Source organism: Providencia sp. 2.29 (assembly GCF_015832305.1).
GTDB lineage: Bacteria > Pseudomonadota > Gammaproteobacteria > Enterobacterales > Enterobacteriaceae > Providencia > Providencia stuartii.
In genome coordinates this window covers 882,418-901,745 of sequence record NZ_CP065420.1, presented here as the reverse complement: position 1 = coordinate 901,745, position 19,328 = coordinate 882,418, and the positions used below count along the sequence as shown (strand labels likewise).

Here is a 19,328-nt window from a genome sequence, read left to right as displayed (position 1 = left end):
TTTTTCTCCATGCATTAAATTAATTACACTTACCTATTTAAATGTCACTTACATAAATATATCGAACGAAGATAACTAATAAAAATCGATATGCATAGAAACCCATTCCATTTAAAATTCCATTTTAAAATTGAATAAAAAATCTATCTTCAACATGTTTTATGCAACTTTAAGTCTATAGGTATAAATAATGTTGTATTATGTATTGTCACTGAATCAATGCCTATTAATTTACTTGAGCATTGGAGTAAAATCAAACTTCCCCCCTACCATCTGGCAGCACAGAGATCTCCTGTTTACACCATTAAAGAGTAACTTGAATATCGTAAAACCTAGCTATTTTGCTGGCTTCTAGGGCGAATCATTTTAAGATAGTCTATATAAAATGGACTTTTCAACCATAAAAACACTAATTATGACGCAAATAAAGATGAGAATTTTAAATTTTATAAATAGTCATAATCATTAATGAAAATATAAATTAATTAATTTATTAAACACCTCTTATAAAATAGCAAACAGAAAAATAAATATATATTTTTCATATAGATACAAAGCAGTCCACATTATTTTAAATAATAACCAATCTTTAAATATCAGATAAGACTCCTTCAAAAGTTAACGTTATCTTTTGATTTAGGTAATAATACTAACCACGATTTCATAATCACTTTTAAAATAATAATCAGCATAACTAAAAATAAGATGTGTTAATTTTTAGTTAATTTCATAATATTGGAAAACGACTACTAATTTACATAATATAAATATGCAAGAAAAATGAATATACTCTTATTATGTTTATTTTATTTAAAATTAAATATACTTATAATGAGTATCATAAAGGGATAAAAACAAAATTTAACTTTTAAAACCAATTTAAATTGAAAACCATTATTATTCTCAAAAACACTTAAAGGTAACATTAAAAGCCATCAAGAGATGAATAAGTGATTTATAGATTATGAATTGAACGATAGTGTTTTGATCGCCCACTAAAAGAGGATTAAATCAATATCATTTATTCAGGATGGGAAATACTAAAAGGTAGTGAAGCGAAATGATTCACACAAAAGGATGGAGTTAAAGTTATCTAACTAATTTTCTCATCGTCATACCTCGATAACGATCATTAATGTCATGTTAGCTTTCATCTGTTTATTTAGATTTATAAATTGCTTACGTGTAATAGTAGTCTTAACTCAAGACTTCGTTCTCTATTTCATAAACTTTATTACTGACTCGCTGCAATAGCCATGAACACAGATTGGGATATCAAGAGCATCCCCTATCATTACATTTATGAGGGATTTTTCTTTTGTGTATTTGAGAGAACAAAGGCATAAATGCAAAAAGCCCTGATTCTAAGAATCAGGGCTTCGATATCTGGCGGAACGGACGTCTGCCATAAACCTGTCCAATACAATCCAAATAAATCCAATTTATACATTATTATCAATTAGTTATTTAAATACCCAGTCCAAGCACATATAATCGACTCCATTCAATACTTAGCCTTAATGGCATACCCAATGGCATACCCAAAAGTTAGGATTTATTCACTATGGCATTATTAACCCATACCAAAGCTAAACACATACAACCCGGCGATAAACCATTACCTCACGGTGGAATTACGGGACTCACACTGCATCCATCATCCATCAAAGGGAAAGGAAAGTGGGTACTGCGTTATATGAGTCCTGTAACACAAAAACGCCGAAATGCGGGTTTAGGTAGTTTTCCCGAAATATCTATTTCCGAAGTTACAAATATCGCATCAACAATGCGAGAACAAATTATTAAAGGCATTGATCCTCTTGAGCTCAAAAAATCAATCTCCGATGAACCTTCAATCCCTACTTTTGAGGTGGCTGCCCGTAAACTCCATGCAGAGTTACTACCTGGTTGGAAAAATAAAAAACACGGTAAACAATGGATCACTACACTGGAACAATATGTATTTCCTACCATAGGTTTATTAAAGTTGGATATCATAACTCCAGCCAATATTGCAGATGCATTACGCCCTATCTGGCTAACTCGCTCAGAAACAGCATCCCGCATAAAACAACGTATCCACGCAGTTATGCAGTGGGGATGGGCTCATGGCTATTGCGCTGCCAACCCTACTGATGTCGTTAACCATTTATTACCGCAACAAATCAGCGCTCATGTACGTACCGAGCATCAACCTGCGATGCCTTGGAAAATGCTACCTTTATATATTCGCACACATATATACCAACCCGAACGTTACAATGTTACCCGAGCAATACTGCTATTTATCATGTTAACAGCCTGTCGTTCTGGCGAGGCTAGAGCGATGCAATGGCAGGAAATTGATTTTAAACGAGCGGTATGGACAATACCCGCAGAACGTATGAAATCAGGGTTGCAACACCGAGTGCCATTATCTGAGCAAACTTTAGCGCTATTGAACAATCTAAAAGGCGTACATGACACACTAGTTTTTCCATCACCTAGAAAACAAATTGTGCTCTCCGATATGGTTGTCACCTCATTTCTTAGGCGAACCAAAGCCCCTAGTGACACCAATGGTCGCGTTGCAACAGCACATGGTTTTCGTTCTACCTTTCGAGATTGGTGTTCAGAACATGGCTATTCGCGGGATTTAGCTGAACGGGCACTTGCACATACCGTTAAAAATAAAGTAGAAGCGGCGTACCACCGCACTGATTTATTAGAGCAACGAAGACCCATGATGCAAGCTTGGGCAGATTATCTTTTACCGCCATCAAAATAAATCGAGAAAGCTAGCTAATCTATTTAGCTAGCTTTCTTTCATCAAATACTAATCACGCCTTGTTTTTTTGTTTTTTACAACATTTTCCAACGCAAACCGAAGATCATCATGACATTTTGCCCAACGTAAAACTGCATCATTCAAAGATTCTTGTTTTAGTAACGTTTTATGCCCTTCTTTTCTTTTAGTCTCAATAAATTGCCACAACTCATTTTCTATTGCTTCCACGGCTTTTTTCTTACTTTTCCATTCCTTACCATCTGATTTGGCGCGATGAAGTAACCTTATCGCTTCATTACGAAAAAGCGCCGCTAATTCAGCAACGACATTACCGCCTTTTTTTGATGAAGATATCCTCTTCAAACGGCACTCTCGTTCTATCTTCAAAAGCTCTCGATAACCCTCAATTGACCCCAGTTTGGCTAAACGGCAAATAGCAACAATCAACGCTTCAACTGCGGCTTTCTTATCAAAATCCCAACAAAATTCCGACCACGATTTATTGATACCAATCCATAAAAATAATGCCTTAGTGTAATGATTTAATCCTTCGCCTGATGAGCGAAACATCATCATATATTCTCTTACTCTTATCTCGCTGACTGCATGCTTACTAACATGACCTTTTTTATCGAAAAAATTCGCCTTATACATATCTACCCATTCCTGAACCTTTTTGCTATCACCTGAAAGAATCTCGACAACTTCTTTTTTTACTGAGGGAGATAACCATTTACAAGCAGAAGTCATCTCTAGGGCGATTTTCCTTTGCTCATTATATTTTTCTATCAAAATATCATAAATATCTTTTAATTCATTCATTTAAAATAATGCCCTTACAAAAAGTAGGCTTGTAAAAAAAAAGAGATTAGCCCTTACCTGTTTCTAGCCGATTTATTTCATTATTCTATTTCTTATCCCATACACACTCATAGAGGCTTACGTAGGATGAACACATCTAATATCAAAATTCTGCGCTTACCCGCAGTAATCCAACAAATTGGTGTTGCGCGTTCAACACTGTATGACTGGATGAATCCCCATTCACCCCGTTATGATCCCACATTTCCAAAGCAAAAACGCTTAGGACGCCAATCTGTTGGATGGATTGAATCCGAAATCAATAACTGGCTACTCTCTAGAGAATCACCCTAGAATAAATGTGACTATAGCAGTGTTATAAAGGATATTAAGTCAAGAGTAATAATTTTTGTGAAGAAGTTAAAACATTAATCCCAAATAGCATCACTCCATTGAATGATGACAATTCAATGATAATTGATTTTTATATTAACTAGCCTTAAACAATAGGAACATCACATGTCCCAACGGATCTCTATTACCATAAAAGATGAATCAAGCTTAAAAGCCATTGATGAATACTGTCTTAAGCATAAATTAACGCGCTCTTCCGTCATTGCAAGCGTATTAACGAGTGCTTATCCCTTATTGACTGAAATTAACCAACACACACAGTTGGTTAATGAATTAGAAAACAAACTCTTTAATCCTAAAAAAATTCCAAGAACATCATGGGGAGATACACCCGTATTCTCGTTACCCGAATACCTGCTAGATATTTGGCAAACCCACATAATAGAAAAAGGGATTATTATTGATCAACATGCTTACCCTCATACCTATAAAAATCCCAAAGTAGGTTCAGAGGAAAAGAAAAATATTCAAGAAACACTGAATAATTATATTGATCCACCGCACATTCAAAAAGCGATTTTTATTTATACCGACAGGCACGTTCATTATAAATTACATAAAGCAGGAGGTTTTTCAAATACAATATTAATTAGAAACACCGAATACAATAATTATCTATTCGATTTTAATGCAATTATTCATGTTCCGATAAAGGATATTGTTTTTCATGGGACAGAGGGCGCATTCAAAAAAAATCAAATAATATTGAAAGGCACTTATGCGGCTTTCATTCCTATTTATCACACAAACAATCAGTGCGTTTTGATTGGCGTGATCGATAAAACGCAAGTGAATAGGAAAACAGATTGCAGTCCTAATACGATTATCATAAATCCACTGTAACCGGTCATTAATTCGTTTTATGACCCTTAAGGTAAGCAAATGAGCCATTATACGTATTTTAGAGTCGTTCAAAATAGCCATTCTAGCCTACAGGAGGTTGAGCAATGCCTAATCGATATCGCTAGCACCTGTCCGATGAAAAAGGAGCGAATTATTGTAGAGCATCAATCGCTCGCGGATATCACTGAGCTACCGAGACAATTGATGCATTATATTGATAGGGTATTTACACCTGATGACGTATTAATTACAAGGACGCTCTATGATTTGGGAAATAACACACAACAAATCGCTTATGTCATACAACGCTGTCAATCTTTGGGGATGACATTACTCTTCCTTAACGACTTAGGCCGCAATATATTAGAACTCAATATCTCTTTAACTGAGATGTTATCTCAATTAAAAACCATTGAGGATAATTATGAAAAAATGAAACTCGACAGACGACATGCGAGGGCATTACAGCAAGGAAAAATATTAGGACGACCGGAAGGGAGTGTCTATAAAAAAGCAATTTATGAAATGAGGTGCAAAGGATATAAACAACGAGAGGTAGCTAAACATTTTAATATTAGCCTTTCTACTGTAAAACGACATTGGAAAAAAAGACTATTTGAATAACACTAACTACAGAGTGATTATTTATCTACCAATTCAGTATTGGTGGGGTATTATCGATATTATTGATGTTGGAAAGGTAATATATATTAACAACCATGTAACCTAAATATATTTACTAATATAACCCATATCTTAGATATCTATACAATCACATACAATACTGGCTGTAATCTAATATCAACAAGAGGGGATATAGAAATAAAACAACCTTATTAATCTATAGATTAATAATATTTAAATTTACAGGGTAAATAATAACAGACCCAATAAACCATAAGGGATCAGATAACCGCATTATCTGTCCCTTATAACTCATAACATTCATACGAAAGGGTAATTTTAAATTACCCTAAGGGATCATTATGTCTAAAAAAGAATACAACCCGGGTTACCAAGGTGCGATTACAGAAACTTTAGATTGTGCCTTACAAGCCCACCCTCGTATTACTGTGATACGAGTAGATCTCCATTTCCCTATGATGGATGAATATGGGGATATGCCAAACTGTTTCCCTAACACTGAAGGCTCTCCTATCACCCGTTTTATGAACTCCTTAAATGCAAAGCTTAAACACGATCAACACCGTAGAGCTCGTCAAGGGATACGCGTTTACCCTAACCGTTTACGTTACATCTGGGTAAAAGAACTCGTAGATGGATACCTCCCTCACTACCACTGTGCATTAATCTTCAATAAAGACGCCTACTATCATCTAGGAGACTATGACTTAAATATACCTAGTTTACGGACGATGATTACCACAGCGTGGTACAGTGCGTTACAGCTCGAATTAGACCCTATTATTGATACTGGTCCATTAGTTCACTACCCTGAGAACTGTCGGTACTGTTTAAATCAAGAAGCCTTATCCTTTAGCGATGACTATAATACCGTAATAGAACGATTAAATTACCTAGCTAAAGAATATTCTAAACACTACAGTTCGAATTACCGTACGATAGGCTATAGTCAGTACTAGAAGCGACTTAGGCAGGTAGCGCCCACTACCTGCCTTTTGAAACAGCTTGCCCCTTTAAGCTCCCTTTGACAACTTTAGGGCCTAAGGGGCTTTTAGCAAAGATTTCATCACTCCCTAACATACTGTTAAAACCTACTATTTCAGCAAACTTATTATGAGAAAGGCTATAAACCATACGACCTAGTTGATTCCATCACTAAACAGGATACATACATCAGGGTTCACAGCTGGTATACAGGGTGTAATAGGATAAATCCATGACTTTATGCTCAGAGCAATACTGGCGTATAAGACTAATTTCTACATGAAAAACTGGATCACTTTCAGTGTGTATGTGATTTTCACCAGCTGCTTTGCTTTAATCAAACAGAATACTTTAATAATGGAATATATCCAAAGCTTGGAGTTGGGCCTCGATAAGTCCCAGCATTGATTTCCATGCATAATCAACATTAATTATCCTATTTTCTTTATTTAGAACCTATCTCAATAGGGAGTTGACAAATAAATAACTTTAGAGAACTGATGTTTGCTGATGCAGTATCTATCGTCTTTAAACGTTAATACCAGCTGCTTAAAATACTGTTTGTATCACCTATCGAGATAGGCTCTTAATCATAAAGCCTCACAACTATTTTATATTTACAACCATTCAATAATGTTGATAATTTGATTTATGTGACATAGTAGCCTATAAATTTCGTTTTAATCTAATAACTTTCACTATTACATTAATATTTACCCTTCAACAAACCATATAAAAAAACAAAGGATTACGTACATGAAGCAACGTTGTTTATTCACAGAAGGAAGCATCAGCCTGCCTGAGGGCTACAAAGAACAAACTGTCAACATCTTGATTTCCCCCACTGGCAATGCGGTTAACATTTCTCGGGATGACAAACCCGCTGATGAAACCTTTGATGACTATGTTGCTCGCCAAAAGCAACTTTTGCAACGTTCCTTGAAAGATTGGCAACTCCTTGAAGAAAAGCCTTCGGTGCTCGGTGAGAATGGTATTCACGGCCACCTTATTAGTTCACGCTACCGCCCGAACAAAAAGCAGCAAGTCTATCAAATTCAGGCCGTTTACCCTTTCAGTGATACCCAAACCCTGATTTTTACAATGTCATCGCCGAACGCCTTTAATGATGAGCAATGGGCGTGGATGAACACCCTCCTGCTTAGCTTTCAACCAAGAGGGTAATCGCCATGCCAGAAGCCGCCAGAGTCGGGGATATTATCGGTCACTCCAAATCAATGTGGGGAATGCTTGTCGGTACGGTATTAGGTGCCGCTATCGCCATAGGAGGCGCAGTCATCTCTGGTGCCTTGATGGGGATTGGCATTGGAACAAGTTGTGTTGGTATCGGTTTTTTTGCTATTGGAGCTTCAGTAGCAATTGGGTATGGCACAGCTAAGCTAGCGGAATGGGCACGGGATAAATGTGTTGAAACGGGATCTAAATCCTTAAGCCCCTGCGGGGAAATCAAAACAGGCTCTCACAATGTACGAATTAACGGTAAGGCCGCCGCCATTTCCACTCGCAGTGACGTCAAGTGCGATAAGGAAAATAGCCTCCGTCAAATGGCAGAAGGCTCTGGCTCGGTGTATATCAATGGGTTCCCAGCCTCTCGGGTCGGTGATAAAACCACCTGTGATGCCACCGTGATGGAAGGCTCTCCCAATGTCAGAATTGGCGGCGGTACGCAAGCCACTGAAGATATAGAGCCTGAAATTCCGTCTTGGGTCACTACGGCCTCTGATTTAACCATGTTATTTGCGGGATTTTTAAGCTTTGGTGGAGGAGTGGCGAAAGGCCCCAGCGCGGTGGCAAAGCTGTGGAGCAAATTACCAGGCAGCGCCAAAATTAGCCGTTTCTTCTGTCGTTATGGAACGGTACTTACAGCGATGAGCATGGCAATCCCCGCAATCGGCATACTCACTCGCCCTGTGGAGGTGATTGGTGGGCAGAAAGTATTAAACGGTGAGGATGAGCTGGATTTTACCTATGAGTCTGAATTACCGCTTCACTGGCAACGCAACTATTTAAGCAGTTATTGTTATGAGGGTGTATTGGGTCGAGGCTGGAGTTTCTTTTGGGAAACCCAATTGATTAAAACCGAAGACGGCTTTGTTTGGCAAAACCTGTCGGGTGACATCCTTCCGTTTCCAGACATCCCACTAGGGTATCGTAGCTTTTGTGAGGCTGCCCAAGGCTGGATGATCCACAATGACGATGACAGTTGGACGTTTCAGGATGCAGGTGAACTGCGTTATCATTACCCCCCTTTTGATACCGAAGGTCGCAGCCGCTTAAGCCACGTCATAGATAATGTCGGTAATGAGCAACGTTTCCACTACAACGAACAGCATCAACTCATTCACATTACCGGTTGCGGTGACCTGAATATCGTTTGTGAATACCAATCCTTTCCGTTTGAAGAAAAAACGGTATCACGTCTCACAGCCGTGTATCAGGTAAACGCCAATCAAGCTCGTCGCCGTCAATGTGCTTATTTTTATAACGAACACGCCCAACTGGTACGTGTCGAACAGCACACAGACCACCCTTACCGCCAATTTGGTTGGACAGATGCTGGCATCATGGCGTGGCATACGGATAAATATGGTTTACGCAGCGAGTACCGTTGGGAACTCTCCGACGATAACCTGTGGCGTGTGATTGAAAACACAACCAGCGAAGGGGAAAGCTACCGACTGGAATACGATGATATCCATCTCACACGCACCGCTTATTGGTATGATGGCACAACTGCCTGTTGGCAACTCAATGATGACTATCAGATTATTCAGTATACTGACCGTACAGGCATCCAAACCGAACTCCTGTGGGATGAATGCGGGCTACCGTGTGGCTGTCGCAACGCCGAAGGACATACCCAAACCAGTGAGTGGGATGAACTCGGGCGATTACTCAGTTTAACCGATGGTAATGGCAACCAAACCCGCTGGCAATACCAAAATGAACGTGACCGCCTTATTGCTGTCTTTTGGCCTGATGGCACTGAATCACGTTTAGAGTATGACCGTTTTGGACGGTTAATCAAAGAAATCTCTCCACTGGAGCAAACGACCGAATACCGCTATGACTTTAAAACTACACTGCGCCCCACCGTCCGCATTGATACCAAACAGGGGCGCAGCGAGTTCCTCTGGACAAAACGCGGACAATTACTGCGTCATACCGACTGCTCTGGCAAGCAGCACTACTGGCATTATGATGATGAAGGTCGTTTGGTTTCTCACACTAACGCCTTGCATGAAGCCACAGAGTACCACTACGATAATGCAGGACACATTACGCGCATTGTGTTGCCGGATAATTCTACCGTTCAATTGGCCTGGAATGCCGCGGGGCTCCTCACCCATCACCAACGCAATGACAATACCCCGCGTCAGTGGCAATACAACGCCTTCGGTCGCGTCACAACGGAAATTGATAAACTCGCTCGACATATTCATTACCATTACAATGCTGAAGGCGTATTAATTTCAATTGAAAACGCCAATGGCGGACGTTACCTACTCAACCGTGATGCCGAAGGCCGACTTATCGAGGAAATCAGACCGGATGATACACTGCTGCAATATCGCTATAACAGTTTCGGCCGTTTAGCCGAGGAAACTCGTTTAGGCGACCGCGTGTTCCCTTCCCCCGCTCGCACGGTGTTGTTACAGTATGACCCCGCGGGTAACCTTGTTCAACGGGAAACATTAACTGATAGCTATCAGTACCAGTGGGATAGCCTAAACCGCCTGTTGGTGGCGTCGAGGCAACCGAATCAACTCGGCCTTGAAATGGGCTTGCAAGCGAACCAAGTTCACTTTACCTACGATGCCCTTGGGCGTATTACCCGTGAGCAAACTGGCGATGATATCGTCGAATTTGCTTACGATGAACTCAATAATCTGAGCTGTCTGACGTTACCTCAAGGTGACAGCCTAAACTGGCTCTATTACGGTTCAGGGCATGCCACTGCCATCAATCACCTTGTCGACGGCACCCCGCACTTAATCACCGAATTTGAACGCGATGACCTGCACCGTGAAATTAGCCGTACCCAAGGTGCTCTAACCCAATATCGACAGTACGATAAGCTGGGACGGACGATAAGTACCTTCAGCTCACGCAATAAACCGCATCCACTCAACGGCATTGCCTCATCACGAAAATGGTTCTATGACGAACAAGATAACCTTGGCGCGATGGAAGACCATTATCGGGATTGGGTGGAATACCTGTATGACTCTGAGCAGCGACTGAAAAAAGTCTCCAGTGGCGAAAACATGGATGCCATGCTGTTCTATGACCGTGCGGATAATCTGTTAGAGCGTCCTCAATCAGAAATCGAGGCTCAAACGCCATCAATGCCTGCCCTAAGCCCACAAGGGGATAGGCTACTTCAATTTCAAGGCTGGCAATATCGCCATGATGCCTATGGTAACGTGATTTCACGCGGGCACCCTAACCAAGCCAAACAAACTTATCAGTATGATGGGGATAACCGTTTAGTTATCGCCCAAACCAGCGACATGAAAGCCCAATATCACTACGATGCACTGGGTCGTCGCATTCATAAAGTGGTTGAGTCACGGGCGCATGGCAAGCCAATGCGACAGGAAACCCATTTTGTGTGGCAAGGGTTACGGTTGCTGCAAGAGCAGGATATCAATACCGGTAAACACCAAACCTATTGCTACGAAGAACACGGCAGCTATACCCCACTCGCCGTCATCGTGAAGCAATCCAGTGGATACCACTATTACTGGCATCACTGCGACATTAACAGTGCCCCACTTGATGTCACCAACGAACAAGGCAATACGGTGTGGTCAGGGAAATATGAGCGCTTTGGCTTTGTTCGCAGTAGCCCATTGAGTTTCTACTCTGACCCTGAACGCAAGATAGAGTCCTTCGAACAAAACCTACGTTATGCCGGACAGTATTTTGACAATGAAACGGGGCTACATTTTAATACCTTCAGATTCTACGACCCACAGATAGGCCGTTTTATCATGCCTGACCCAATTGGGTTGCTGGGTGGGATGAATTTGTATCGATATGCACCGAATCCGTTGTCACATACAGATCCATTAGGATTAATTAATCCTAATGACTTATGGTATACACAAAATTCTATTTCGGATATTTTTGCGCAAGGCCCATGGAAAGGTAAAACAGTAGAAGAGGCCATCATTGAAACTAGAAAACTAGGTAAATTACCAGATGGTCTTCAAATTAGTTATGAAAAAATAATAATGCCTAATGGGCAAGAGGTGTATGCAACCTTAAATAATCGTACGACTTACGTTGCCCAACAAGCAGGGCTCAAAAATGTAGATGCTATAGACAAAAAAGGCAAAGGTTTAAATACATATAATAAACTAACAGATGGCGGTTCAAGGCTGCCATCACCTAATCACCCTGAAGTTAAATTAAAAAAATGTTAACATCTGGAGTTATATATGCCCAAAGAGATATACACTGGAACCTATTTATTTGGTGATGTAAATTCAAACACTTCTTTTGGGGGGGTATCAAGTACCATAAAGCTGCCTAATTATGAAAAATTCATAACGTTGTACATACATGATAAATGTAAAAGTGGCATAGATATTATCGAGAATGCAGCAACATACAATTTATCTATAAAGGAATTAGAAGGTTTGTATTTAGCATTAGAGAGAATAATAAATGATATCAGAAAGTTAGAATCGCTATCAAAACAAAATCTCTTATGTGAGAGTGCTTATTCGTTTACTGATGAGTAGGTAAATATCCAATAAGCCCCAAAAACAGATGCATTCGTTAAGGGCGTTTGGAAAATCTTCAAAAAAGGAGCCAAAAAGGTTTATGCTATTAACAGGGAAACGGGTGAATTGTATCGTGACAAACCTGAAACTCGGTATTTTGCTTGGCCTGATGCTGCAAAAATTTATGATGGTACAGATGGTCGCTACTTAACAGCTACCGCATTTAATTTTTATATTGCTAAATAACAAGTATAGAAGGCAGTTTTACCTGCCATCTCAGACTGCTAACAAACATATTATGTTTGGCGGCAAGTCTAATAGGTTTTGAAAATAAATTACGAAAATCAATTTATTGATTTTCGGCTGATAACACAAAGTGGGAAAAACCACGCTTTTATCCCGCTTTGCCAACAACCTCACACGGTGTGCGACCAGACCTTTTGAATAACCCAACGCTTTTCCGATCTCATCATAAGTTGGGGGTGCCCCGTCTTCTTTGATGTATTTAACCAAATACCCACCATTAAGCCCACATTCTGATTATCAGGTTAAAGAATTATTAGGGGTTACCTAGACTTACAGGAGGCGCTCTACCTTCATATTTTTCATAACGATCAGCAGGGGCAACCCTGCTTTTCAATATTTGCCTTACAGGCATAGCCTTCTTGAAATAACAATGCACTGAGTCGTCATATTCATAAAGTGGTTGAGTCACGGGCTTACGGCACACTGAAACGACATGAAACCCATTTTGTGTGGCAAGGGTTACGGTTGCTGCAAGAGCAGGATATCAATACCGGTAAACACCAAACCTATTGCTACGAAGAGCACGGCAGCTATACCCCCCTCGCCGTTATCGTGAAGCACCCCACAGACTACCACTATTACTGGCACCACTGCGACATTAACAGTGCCCCACTCGACGTCACCAATGCTCAAGGCAACACCGTGTGGTCAGGGAAATATGAACGCTTTGGTTTTGTTCGCAGTAGCCCATTAAGTTTCTACTCTGACCCAGAACGCGAGATGGAGTCCTTCGAGCAAAATCTACGCTATGCCGGGCAGTATTTTGACAATGAAACAGGGCTGCATTTTAATACCTTTAGATTCTACGACCCACAGATAGGCCGCTTTATCATGCCTGACCCAATTGGATTGCTGGGTGGGATGAACTTGTATGCGTATGCACCTAATCCGTTGGGCTGGATTGATCCTTGGGGCTGGGAAATTGTCAGGGTTTATCACTACACAAGTAGTGATGGATATAAAGGGATTATGGGTACTGGTTCTATAAATATGAGTGACCCAGGAGCTCGAGGTAAAGGAGCCATATCTGGAAAACCTAATGCAGTATATGTGACAACAATGTCGCCTGAAGAACTGAATGCATCAAAAGCTAGAGGGCAAATGGGACTAACTAATGCAAAGAGTACACATTATATCTCTTTTGAAATAGATAGTAGCAAGATCCAACGAGTTGACAGGCAGGATGGAGTGAAACGTCTTTTCATACAAGAAAATATAAATCTTCGCGATCCTAATAATAAAATAAAAAGTGGTGTTACACATGGTCGCTGTTAGCTGAATCAATGACATTCATCAAAATTTGTAGCATAGGAGAATTTTATGTCTGAATGGACAGGCGAATTATATGGATTTTATACGAACAAACCAACGAAAAGTGTTTTTTCTTTTTTTAAAAATGAAATCCTTAAAATAGATTATCAGTACGAATATAATTCATACAACGATGAAGAATCGCTATTTTTTTATAAAGATAAAAACATGTTACGTCATCATGAAGATATTGGCTATAACCTTGATCTTGATAATAAAGGATGTTTTTGTATAGAAGCAAAGATAGTTAATTTACATGGAATAGCTACATTGTTTGAGTTTGAATCTGAATCAAATTTTGAACCATATGATATAAATTTACAGTTAGATGATATTTTCTATTATGTTTTGATTTTACCTGACTTCATTGAAAACTCTCAGTTTTGTTCAGACATACACCGTCTTTTTGTTAATACTCTCGCAAAGATACGCTTATAAGAATAAGGCTCAGGATGTATTTTGACATAAAAATCCCCCTAGTAATTGGTTATCCAACTATTGGGGTAACTTCAAAAGGATATTTTTAAATTACGGTAAAACGAACTGTTTGAAAAGTTGGCGATAGAGTTAATATCAAGTTACGTTACGAAAAGTACGGCAGCGCAGCTATACCCCACTCGCCGTTATCGCGAAACAATCAAGCGGATACCACTATTACTGGCACCACTGCGACATTAACAGTGCTCCGCTCGACGTCACCAATGCTCAAGGCAATACGGTGTGGTCAGGGAAATATGAACGTTTTGGTTTTGTTCGCAGTAGCCCATTAAGTTTCTACTCCGACCCTGAACGTGAAATGGAGTCCTTTGAGCAAAATCTACGCTATGCAGGACAGTATTTTGACAATGAAACGGGATTACATTTTAATACCTTTAGATTCTACGACCCACAGATAGGTCGTTTTATCATGCCCGACCCGATTGGGTTATTGGGTGGGATAAATCTGTATGCTTATGCACCTAATCCATTGGGCTGGATTGATCCTTGGGGTTGGAGCCATTTAAATACTAATGGAGCCACTGGAAATTTTGGGGTTTATAAAATAGAGATCGATGGGCAGCTTTATAAATATGGTAAGGCAGATTTAAATAGAGTAACTCAAAGTACTAATCTCCCAACACGATTACATCAACAAGTGCGTAAACTTCAAGACCTATATCCAGACAAAACTATAACAGGTACTGTTATAGAAGAAGGTTATAAAACAACTACAGCCGCAAAAGCTGCTGAAACAGCAAAACTTGATGAGTATTATAAAAAGACAAACCAAGTTCCAGAAGGCAACAAAAAAAGCTATAAACCACAAGGTAAATGTTAATGAAAATATTATTTAGCCAGATATATGCTGAAATTGACACTAGCTATGATATTACCAATTCGGTACTAATACCGTTAAAAAATAATCTCGATGCTTTAGATAAAAATATCATACATTATGAAAAGCTATTCAAAACAAATGATTATTCTGTTGTTTTTATTATCACATCAACAAGAGGTAATAGTCCTTTAGTTAAGGGGCCAACAACGTTATCGAAAAAGAAAAAAGTTGAATTTGTAATATTCATTCCATACAAAGAATCAACTTCATTTACTGAAAGAATATGTCATGCAATTGATTATATTGAAAAAGGAATTATTTTTGTTTTTGATAAATATAAATCAGATTCTTCCGGAGTAAAAGAGGTTTTTGAGGAATTAAAAGCACTAATTATCAATGACCCAGAGAAATATCAACAATGGATAAAATGATGCTAAAAGCCTATCTCAATAGAGCTTTATTCCAGGCGATGAGGTCACAGGCAAAATGCAAAATGGCCTCGTAATCTTCGGTCTTCTTTCCCCATCGGGTCAGAATTGTAATAATCTAATAAGGCATAAGGCTGTAGAAACGGGGTTGGCGACTATGACCCCATCTGGAAAATGCGTGACACAGTTGACGGTGGTAGAAATATTATTCATTCAGGTCATACGACCCCAGAAGAAAGCATCATTAGTTTAAACAAATACGTTGATCTGATCGCAGAGAATTTGATAAGGATGAACTTTGACCAGTATGATTTTATTATTGTATGGACATCATAGATCACATAAGACTACTTCAATTCCAAGGCTGGCAATATCGCCATGACTCCTATGGTAACGTGATTTCACGCGAAAATCCCAACCAAGTCAAACAAACGTATCAGTATGATGGGGATAACCGTTTAGTTATCGCCCAGACCAGTGACATGAAAGCTCAGTATCACTACGATGCACTGGGTCGCCGCATTCATAAAGTCGTCGAATCACGGGCTCACGGCACACTGAAACGACACGAAACCCATTTTGTGTGGCAAGGGCTTCGGTTGCTGCAAGAGCAGGATATCAATACGGGTAAATGTCAGACCTATTGCTACGAAGAACACGGCAGTTATACCCCACTCGCCGTTATCGTGAAGCAACCCGCAGGCTACCGTTATTACTGGCACCACTGCGACATTAACAGTGCCCCACTTGATGTCACCAATGCACAAGGCAACACCGTGTGGTCAGGGAAATATGAACGTTTTGGTTTTGTTCGCAGTAGCCCATTGAGTTTCTACTCCGACCCAGAACGTGAAATGGAGTCCTTCGAGCAGAACTTACGCTATGCCGGACAGTATTTTGACAATGAAACGGGATTACATTTTAATACTTTCAGATTCTACGACCCACAAATAGGCCGATTTATCATGCCTGATCCGATTGGGTTATTGGGTGGGATGAATTTGTATGCTTATGCACCTAATCCATTGGGCTTCCATGCAACGTGTCGGTAAACGCTCACCACGGGTGATTTGGTCCTCTGCTGATGCGCTCGCGTTAAAATGGCTTGAATTGAACCTCTCCCCGCTTTTGCCCGTACATCGCGCCTGCGAGCCCCTCAAAGGCCATGGTGGCGGGCCGAAATCGGTTCAACGGTTACGTGCCCTAACCGCGGGGCCACAGGCGCCGTATCACTGGGTGTGTCGAACCGATATTCAAGGCTATTACGCCAACATCGATAAAAGGCGTTTACTTGAGCAGTGTGAAAAATACATCACTGACCCCGCACTGTGGTCACTGCTTGAGCAGTATGTGTATTATTGCGTCGACCTCGGTGGGATTATTCATACGCCTAAAAAAGGATCCCCCGAGGGTGTGCACTTAGCCCTCTGATGGCGGCAGTACATCTGACCGAGATGGATCAGTATTTTGCGCAAAAACGGGTGCATTACGTGCGTTACATGGATGATTTTGTGCTCTTGACCCGCACGCGAGGTCAACTGCGCAAAGCCATCCGTCAATTAAATCAATGGTTTGCTTCCTTCGGTTTTCGTCAACACCCAGACAAAACGTTTATCGGTCGGGTGAGTAAAGGGTTTGATTGGATGGGCGCTTGGCTTACCCATAATGGAATAACGGGGGTTGCCCCCCGCGCGTTAGCAAACCACCGAACTCGGTGTCGACAGCTTTATGAGCAAACGTCCCGCTTGACAGCCAAGGCACAAGCGGAGCGCGTGTCGCAATACCGCGTACGGTGGTTACAATGGGTTCAATGCGTATTGAATGGCCCCACATCGGCATCACCGTCCTCGCCAGTGTTTGCTGAGAGGGTTAGTCCAGTGTACAAGGCCAATATATTTATTAACCCTACATCTGGTAAGCGGTCACATTTAACGTCGCGTTCCAAGCACCTTGCACAGGGGTATTGAACTCTAAATCTGTGGGCGTTAACTCTACGATGTGTGCCGCGGCCATGTAATGGTACGTCCTGTGCGCCGTTGGTGAAGACACCGACGCCATGAACTCGGTAGTAGGGGTCTCGCACCCGACGGCATATTGTGTCGCTGGACTAGTCGTGTACCCGTCTAAAGACGCCAACTTGACATTGCCGGTGACGTCGGCTTGCTGCAACGCACTCAAGTACGCTGCGGCAGCTGTTTTAGACCCGTCTGTGAATTTGATATCGGCTCCTTCTCCGCTCAACGTCAAAGCCGGTCCACTGTTCCCGACAAAACACGACCCGTCAGGTGTTGGTATTTTCTTCGCTGAGGATGTCACTACATACGATGCTAACACCTTGCGACCATCGCTGCTGTTTACTCCCGCGTACCGCCCACCGCGCACCTCGGTGGCTTTCAATGTTAATTTGCCGACTGCTTGTGCTCCGCTTGCATCGGTGGACACCGCACTGATGGCAAAACTCATGGCTTGGGGTTCCGCCAAAGATTTGATATCAGTGATAGGGCTTCCGTTGCCATCGCGGAATTCGGTGATATCGCGGACACCGATGGTGTTCGTATCAGGTCCAACCATCCCCGTCATCGAGGGTAAATAACCACTCACGGCGATAAACGGTTGTCCGGCTAATTTGTAGGTGGTGACGCCATCTGCGGTTGTCGTCGCCTCACTCGGCTTGGCATCCAAACGCGGACCCGGATAATCATTCACCGTCCACTGCCACATTGGGCTATTGGCGACGATATTACCCATATACGTCACGTTACCCACGTTATCCGGTGGGAGGTTCGCTATCGCTGCCATCGGGCTCATGATTGCCGCTGCCACCGCGATTGCGATAAGATTTTTGATGTTTTTCATGTGGTTATTCCTTATTTATACTGGACCTGGACCGTGATAACACTTTCCCATTGACTGACAGGGGTGTCTTGCGGAAAGCTCAATTTCCCAGCCGTCATGGTTGAGGCATAGCCCCCAATCATCGGTAGCTTCACTTCGGTACCGTCATTAAGCGTGTTTGCCGGCCATGGCGTGTTCATGTCATAAGTAATCCTAGTCGCGCCCACTTTACTTTGCTGGCTCGCTAGCTTCGTTATGGCGTTGTTGTAAGCTTGTGTCGCATTCACATCCGCTTGCGTCACCCCCACACCCGCCAACGGTTTCCCGATAAGGGTTGTGTCACCGGCATTCTCGGCTTGGGCCAGCAGTAACACCGGCTGCAAGGTTAACTCTAAGTGGCCGTCCACTGGCGTGGTGTCTTTGTTCCCCGTCGCTTTTAACGGCAGTAACGTGGCATTGGTGGTGTCATAGGTCGGTGTCACTTCAGCGCCATCTTGCAGGTATTTTACGTCCGGATTCAGGCCCAACATCACTGAGCCATTGACCGTCGGCTCCATATACCCTTCTAAGAAGCGGTACGGTTGACGGTTTTGCATGATGTCCCACACTTTGGTACTGGACGCTGTATCAACAACGCCATCCCCGTCTCTTAGGTCAATACGCACAGTGTTTTGCGGTAAGCTCCACACCCATTTTGGGGCGTTCTCTGCAATGATGCCGCCGAAGCGAATATCATGATTAATTGCCCCCACACCGGTTGCCCCTAAGGCACCCACACTGGTCAAGGCCCCGGCCAATGCCACGGCCATTACACCTAAATTATATTTTTTCATGGTCTTTCCTTTGTGTTAGCCTGTCCCTAGGCATGATATCGTCCTGCCTTTGCTGTCCCCCGTGTTGCTCTCACACCGCACGAGGGGCAG

The 19,328-nt window shown here is 41.6% G+C and carries 18 protein-coding genes and 3 pseudogenes; 16 read left to right on the top strand and 5 right to left on the bottom strand.

Annotated features, from left to right (window positions below; translation table 11 throughout):
* Positions 1–1,564: 1,564 nt before the first annotated feature.
* Positions 1,565–2,767, top strand: coding sequence for a tyrosine-type recombinase/integrase (locus I3B46_RS03915; RefSeq protein WP_004927208.1), 1,203 nt, complete (start codon positions 1,565–1,567; stop codon positions 2,765–2,767).
* A 48-nt stretch (positions 2,768–2,815) separates the two neighbouring features.
* Here the strand turns inward: I3B46_RS03915 and I3B46_RS03910 are convergent, their stop codons facing one another.
* Positions 2,816–3,589 carry a hypothetical protein gene (locus I3B46_RS03910; RefSeq protein ID WP_004927206.1) on the bottom strand — a complete coding sequence of 258 codons (774 nt, stop codon included), beginning with the start codon at positions 3,587–3,589 and terminating at the stop codon, positions 2,816–2,818.
* 126 nt (positions 3,590–3,715) lie between these two features.
* On the opposite strand from I3B46_RS03910, the gene I3B46_RS03905 reads away from it, so the two are divergent.
* The 12 genes and pseudogenes from I3B46_RS03905 to I3B46_RS03850 all read left to right on the top strand — a co-directional run bounded on the left by I3B46_RS03905 (position 3,716) and on the right by I3B46_RS03850 (position 15,573).
* Entirely contained in the window at positions 3,716–3,922 is a 207-nt protein-coding gene (locus I3B46_RS03905; protein ID WP_004927203.1) for a helix-turn-helix transcriptional regulator, read from the top strand.
* A gap of 165 nt (positions 3,923–4,087) precedes the next feature.
* Complete coding sequence (locus I3B46_RS03900; RefSeq protein WP_004927201.1) at positions 4,088–4,825, top strand: hypothetical protein; 738 nt, start codon at positions 4,088–4,090, stop codon at positions 4,823–4,825.
* 39 nt (positions 4,826–4,864) lie between these two features.
* On the top strand, positions 4,865–5,449 hold the full coding sequence (locus I3B46_RS03895) for a resolvase (RefSeq protein ID WP_183124535.1): 585 nt from the start codon (positions 4,865–4,867) through the stop codon (positions 5,447–5,449).
* Positions 5,450–5,811: 362 nt separating this feature from the next.
* Positions 5,812–6,429: an inovirus Gp2 family protein gene (locus I3B46_RS03890; protein WP_004927197.1), complete on the top strand. Its 618-nt coding sequence runs from the start codon at positions 5,812–5,814 to the stop codon at positions 6,427–6,429.
* A 781-nt stretch (positions 6,430–7,210) separates the two neighbouring features.
* The gene (locus tag I3B46_RS03885; protein WP_004927193.1) at positions 7,211–7,636 is read left to right on the top strand and encodes a DcrB-related protein; all 426 of its coding nucleotides are present in this window, start codon (positions 7,211–7,213) and stop codon (positions 7,634–7,636) included.
* Positions 7,637–7,641: 5 nt separating this feature from the next.
* The gene (locus I3B46_RS03880) at positions 7,642–11,904 is read left to right on the top strand and encodes an RHS repeat-associated core domain-containing protein (RefSeq protein WP_196993148.1); all 4,263 of its coding nucleotides are present in this window, start codon (positions 7,642–7,644) and stop codon (positions 11,902–11,904) included.
* 15 nt (positions 11,905–11,919) lie between these two features.
* Complete coding sequence (locus I3B46_RS03875; RefSeq protein ID WP_004927190.1) at positions 11,920–12,225, top strand: hypothetical protein; 306 nt, start codon at positions 11,920–11,922, stop codon at positions 12,223–12,225.
* 684 nt (positions 12,226–12,909) lie between these two features.
* A complete protein-coding gene (locus tag I3B46_RS21665) occupies positions 12,910–13,788 on the top strand; it encodes an RHS repeat domain-containing protein (RefSeq protein WP_004927185.1) in 879 nt (292 codons plus the stop codon).
* 45 nt (positions 13,789–13,833) lie between these two features.
* Complete coding sequence (locus tag I3B46_RS03860) at positions 13,834–14,262, top strand: hypothetical protein (protein ID WP_004916875.1); 429 nt, start codon at positions 13,834–13,836, stop codon at positions 14,260–14,262.
* 187 nt (positions 14,263–14,449) lie between these two features.
* Positions 14,450–14,533: pseudogene (locus I3B46_RS22635) on the top strand (RHS repeat domain-containing protein); the annotation flags it as partial.
* A 9-nt stretch (positions 14,534–14,542) separates the two neighbouring features.
* Positions 14,543–15,142, top strand: coding sequence for an RHS repeat-associated core domain-containing protein (locus I3B46_RS21655; RefSeq protein WP_071599683.1), 600 nt, complete (start codon positions 14,543–14,545; stop codon positions 15,140–15,142).
* Positions 15,142–15,573: a hypothetical protein gene (locus tag I3B46_RS03850; RefSeq protein WP_042117394.1), complete on the top strand. Its 432-nt coding sequence runs from the start codon at positions 15,142–15,144 to the stop codon at positions 15,571–15,573. Before I3B46_RS21655 ends, I3B46_RS03850 begins: the two co-directional genes overlap by 1 nt.
* Before the next feature lie 10 nt (positions 15,574–15,583).
* Here the strand turns inward: I3B46_RS03850 and I3B46_RS03845 are convergent.
* Positions 15,584–15,679 (bottom strand): annotated as a pseudogene (locus I3B46_RS03845) (IS5/IS1182 family transposase); the annotation flags it as partial.
* Between the two features lie 214 nt (positions 15,680–15,893).
* Between I3B46_RS03845 and I3B46_RS03840 the strand changes: the two are divergent.
* The 3 genes and pseudogenes from I3B46_RS03840 to I3B46_RS22630 all read left to right on the top strand — a co-directional run.
* Positions 15,894–16,622, top strand: a complete 729-nt coding sequence (locus I3B46_RS03840) for an RHS repeat domain-containing protein (protein WP_121875210.1) — start codon at positions 15,894–15,896, stop codon at positions 16,620–16,622.
* On the top strand, positions 16,606–17,001 hold the full coding sequence (locus tag I3B46_RS22275) for a hypothetical protein (protein WP_004927164.1): 396 nt from the start codon (positions 16,606–16,608) through the stop codon (positions 16,999–17,001). Before I3B46_RS03840 ends, I3B46_RS22275 begins: the two co-directional genes overlap by 17 nt.
* Positions 17,001–17,162: pseudogene (locus I3B46_RS22630) on the top strand (transposase); the annotation flags it as partial. The gene I3B46_RS22275 and the pseudogene I3B46_RS22630, both read left to right, overlap by 1 nt.
* Positions 17,163–17,226: 64 nt before the next feature.
* Here the strand turns inward: I3B46_RS22630 and I3B46_RS21650 are convergent.
* From I3B46_RS21650 to I3B46_RS03820, 3 genes are all read right to left on the bottom strand, one after another.
* Positions 17,227–17,412, bottom strand: a complete 186-nt coding sequence (locus I3B46_RS21650) for a hypothetical protein (protein WP_154628737.1) — start codon at positions 17,410–17,412, stop codon at positions 17,227–17,229.
* A gap of 63 nt (positions 17,413–17,475) precedes the next feature.
* Positions 17,476–18,426 (bottom strand): hypothetical protein, encoded by a 951-nt coding sequence (locus tag I3B46_RS03825; RefSeq protein ID WP_004916916.1) that lies wholly within the window; start codon positions 18,424–18,426, stop codon positions 17,476–17,478.
* A gap of 11 nt (positions 18,427–18,437) precedes the next feature.
* Complete coding sequence (locus I3B46_RS03820) at positions 18,438–19,238, bottom strand: hypothetical protein (protein ID WP_004927161.1); 801 nt, start codon at positions 19,236–19,238, stop codon at positions 18,438–18,440.
* Positions 19,239–19,328: the final 90 nt, after the last annotated feature.

Excerpts from the sequence above, each read along its gene's own strand:
- I3B46_RS03880 (WP_196993148.1), top strand. The coding sequence starts at position 7,642 with ATGCCAGAAGCCGCCAGAGTCGGGGATATTATCGGTCACTCCAAATCA.
- I3B46_RS03900 (WP_004927201.1), top strand. The coding sequence starts at position 4,088 with ATGTCCCAACGGATCTCTATTACCATAAAAGATGAATCAAGCTTAAAA.
- I3B46_RS03875 (WP_004927190.1), top strand. The coding sequence starts at position 11,920 with ATGCCCAAAGAGATATACACTGGAACCTATTTATTTGGTGATGTAAAT.
- I3B46_RS03850 (WP_042117394.1), top strand. The coding sequence starts at position 15,142 with ATGAAAATATTATTTAGCCAGATATATGCTGAAATTGACACTAGCTAT.
- I3B46_RS03895 (WP_183124535.1), top strand. The coding sequence starts at position 4,865 with ATGAGCCATTATACGTATTTTAGAGTCGTTCAAAATAGCCATTCTAGC.
- I3B46_RS03840 (WP_121875210.1), top strand. The coding sequence starts at position 15,894 with ATGGACATCATAGATCACATAAGACTACTTCAATTCCAAGGCTGGCAA.
- I3B46_RS03890 (WP_004927197.1), top strand. The coding sequence starts at position 5,812 with ATGTCTAAAAAAGAATACAACCCGGGTTACCAAGGTGCGATTACAGAA.
- I3B46_RS03905 (WP_004927203.1), top strand. The coding sequence starts at position 3,716 with ATGAACACATCTAATATCAAAATTCTGCGCTTACCCGCAGTAATCCAA.
- I3B46_RS03820 (WP_004927161.1), bottom strand. The coding sequence starts at position 19,238 with ATGAAAAAATATAATTTAGGTGTAATGGCCGTGGCATTGGCCGGGGCC.
- I3B46_RS03915 (WP_004927208.1), top strand. The coding sequence starts at position 1,565 with ATGGCATTATTAACCCATACCAAAGCTAAACACATACAACCCGGCGAT.
- I3B46_RS03825 (WP_004916916.1), bottom strand. The coding sequence starts at position 18,426 with ATGAAAAACATCAAAAATCTTATCGCAATCGCGGTGGCAGCGGCAATC.
- I3B46_RS22275 (WP_004927164.1), top strand. The coding sequence starts at position 16,606 with ATGCAACGTGTCGGTAAACGCTCACCACGGGTGATTTGGTCCTCTGCT.
- I3B46_RS03860 (WP_004916875.1), top strand. The coding sequence starts at position 13,834 with ATGTCTGAATGGACAGGCGAATTATATGGATTTTATACGAACAAACCA.
- I3B46_RS03910 (WP_004927206.1), bottom strand. The coding sequence starts at position 3,589 with ATGAATGAATTAAAAGATATTTATGATATTTTGATAGAAAAATATAAT.
- I3B46_RS03885 (WP_004927193.1), top strand. The coding sequence starts at position 7,211 with ATGAAGCAACGTTGTTTATTCACAGAAGGAAGCATCAGCCTGCCTGAG.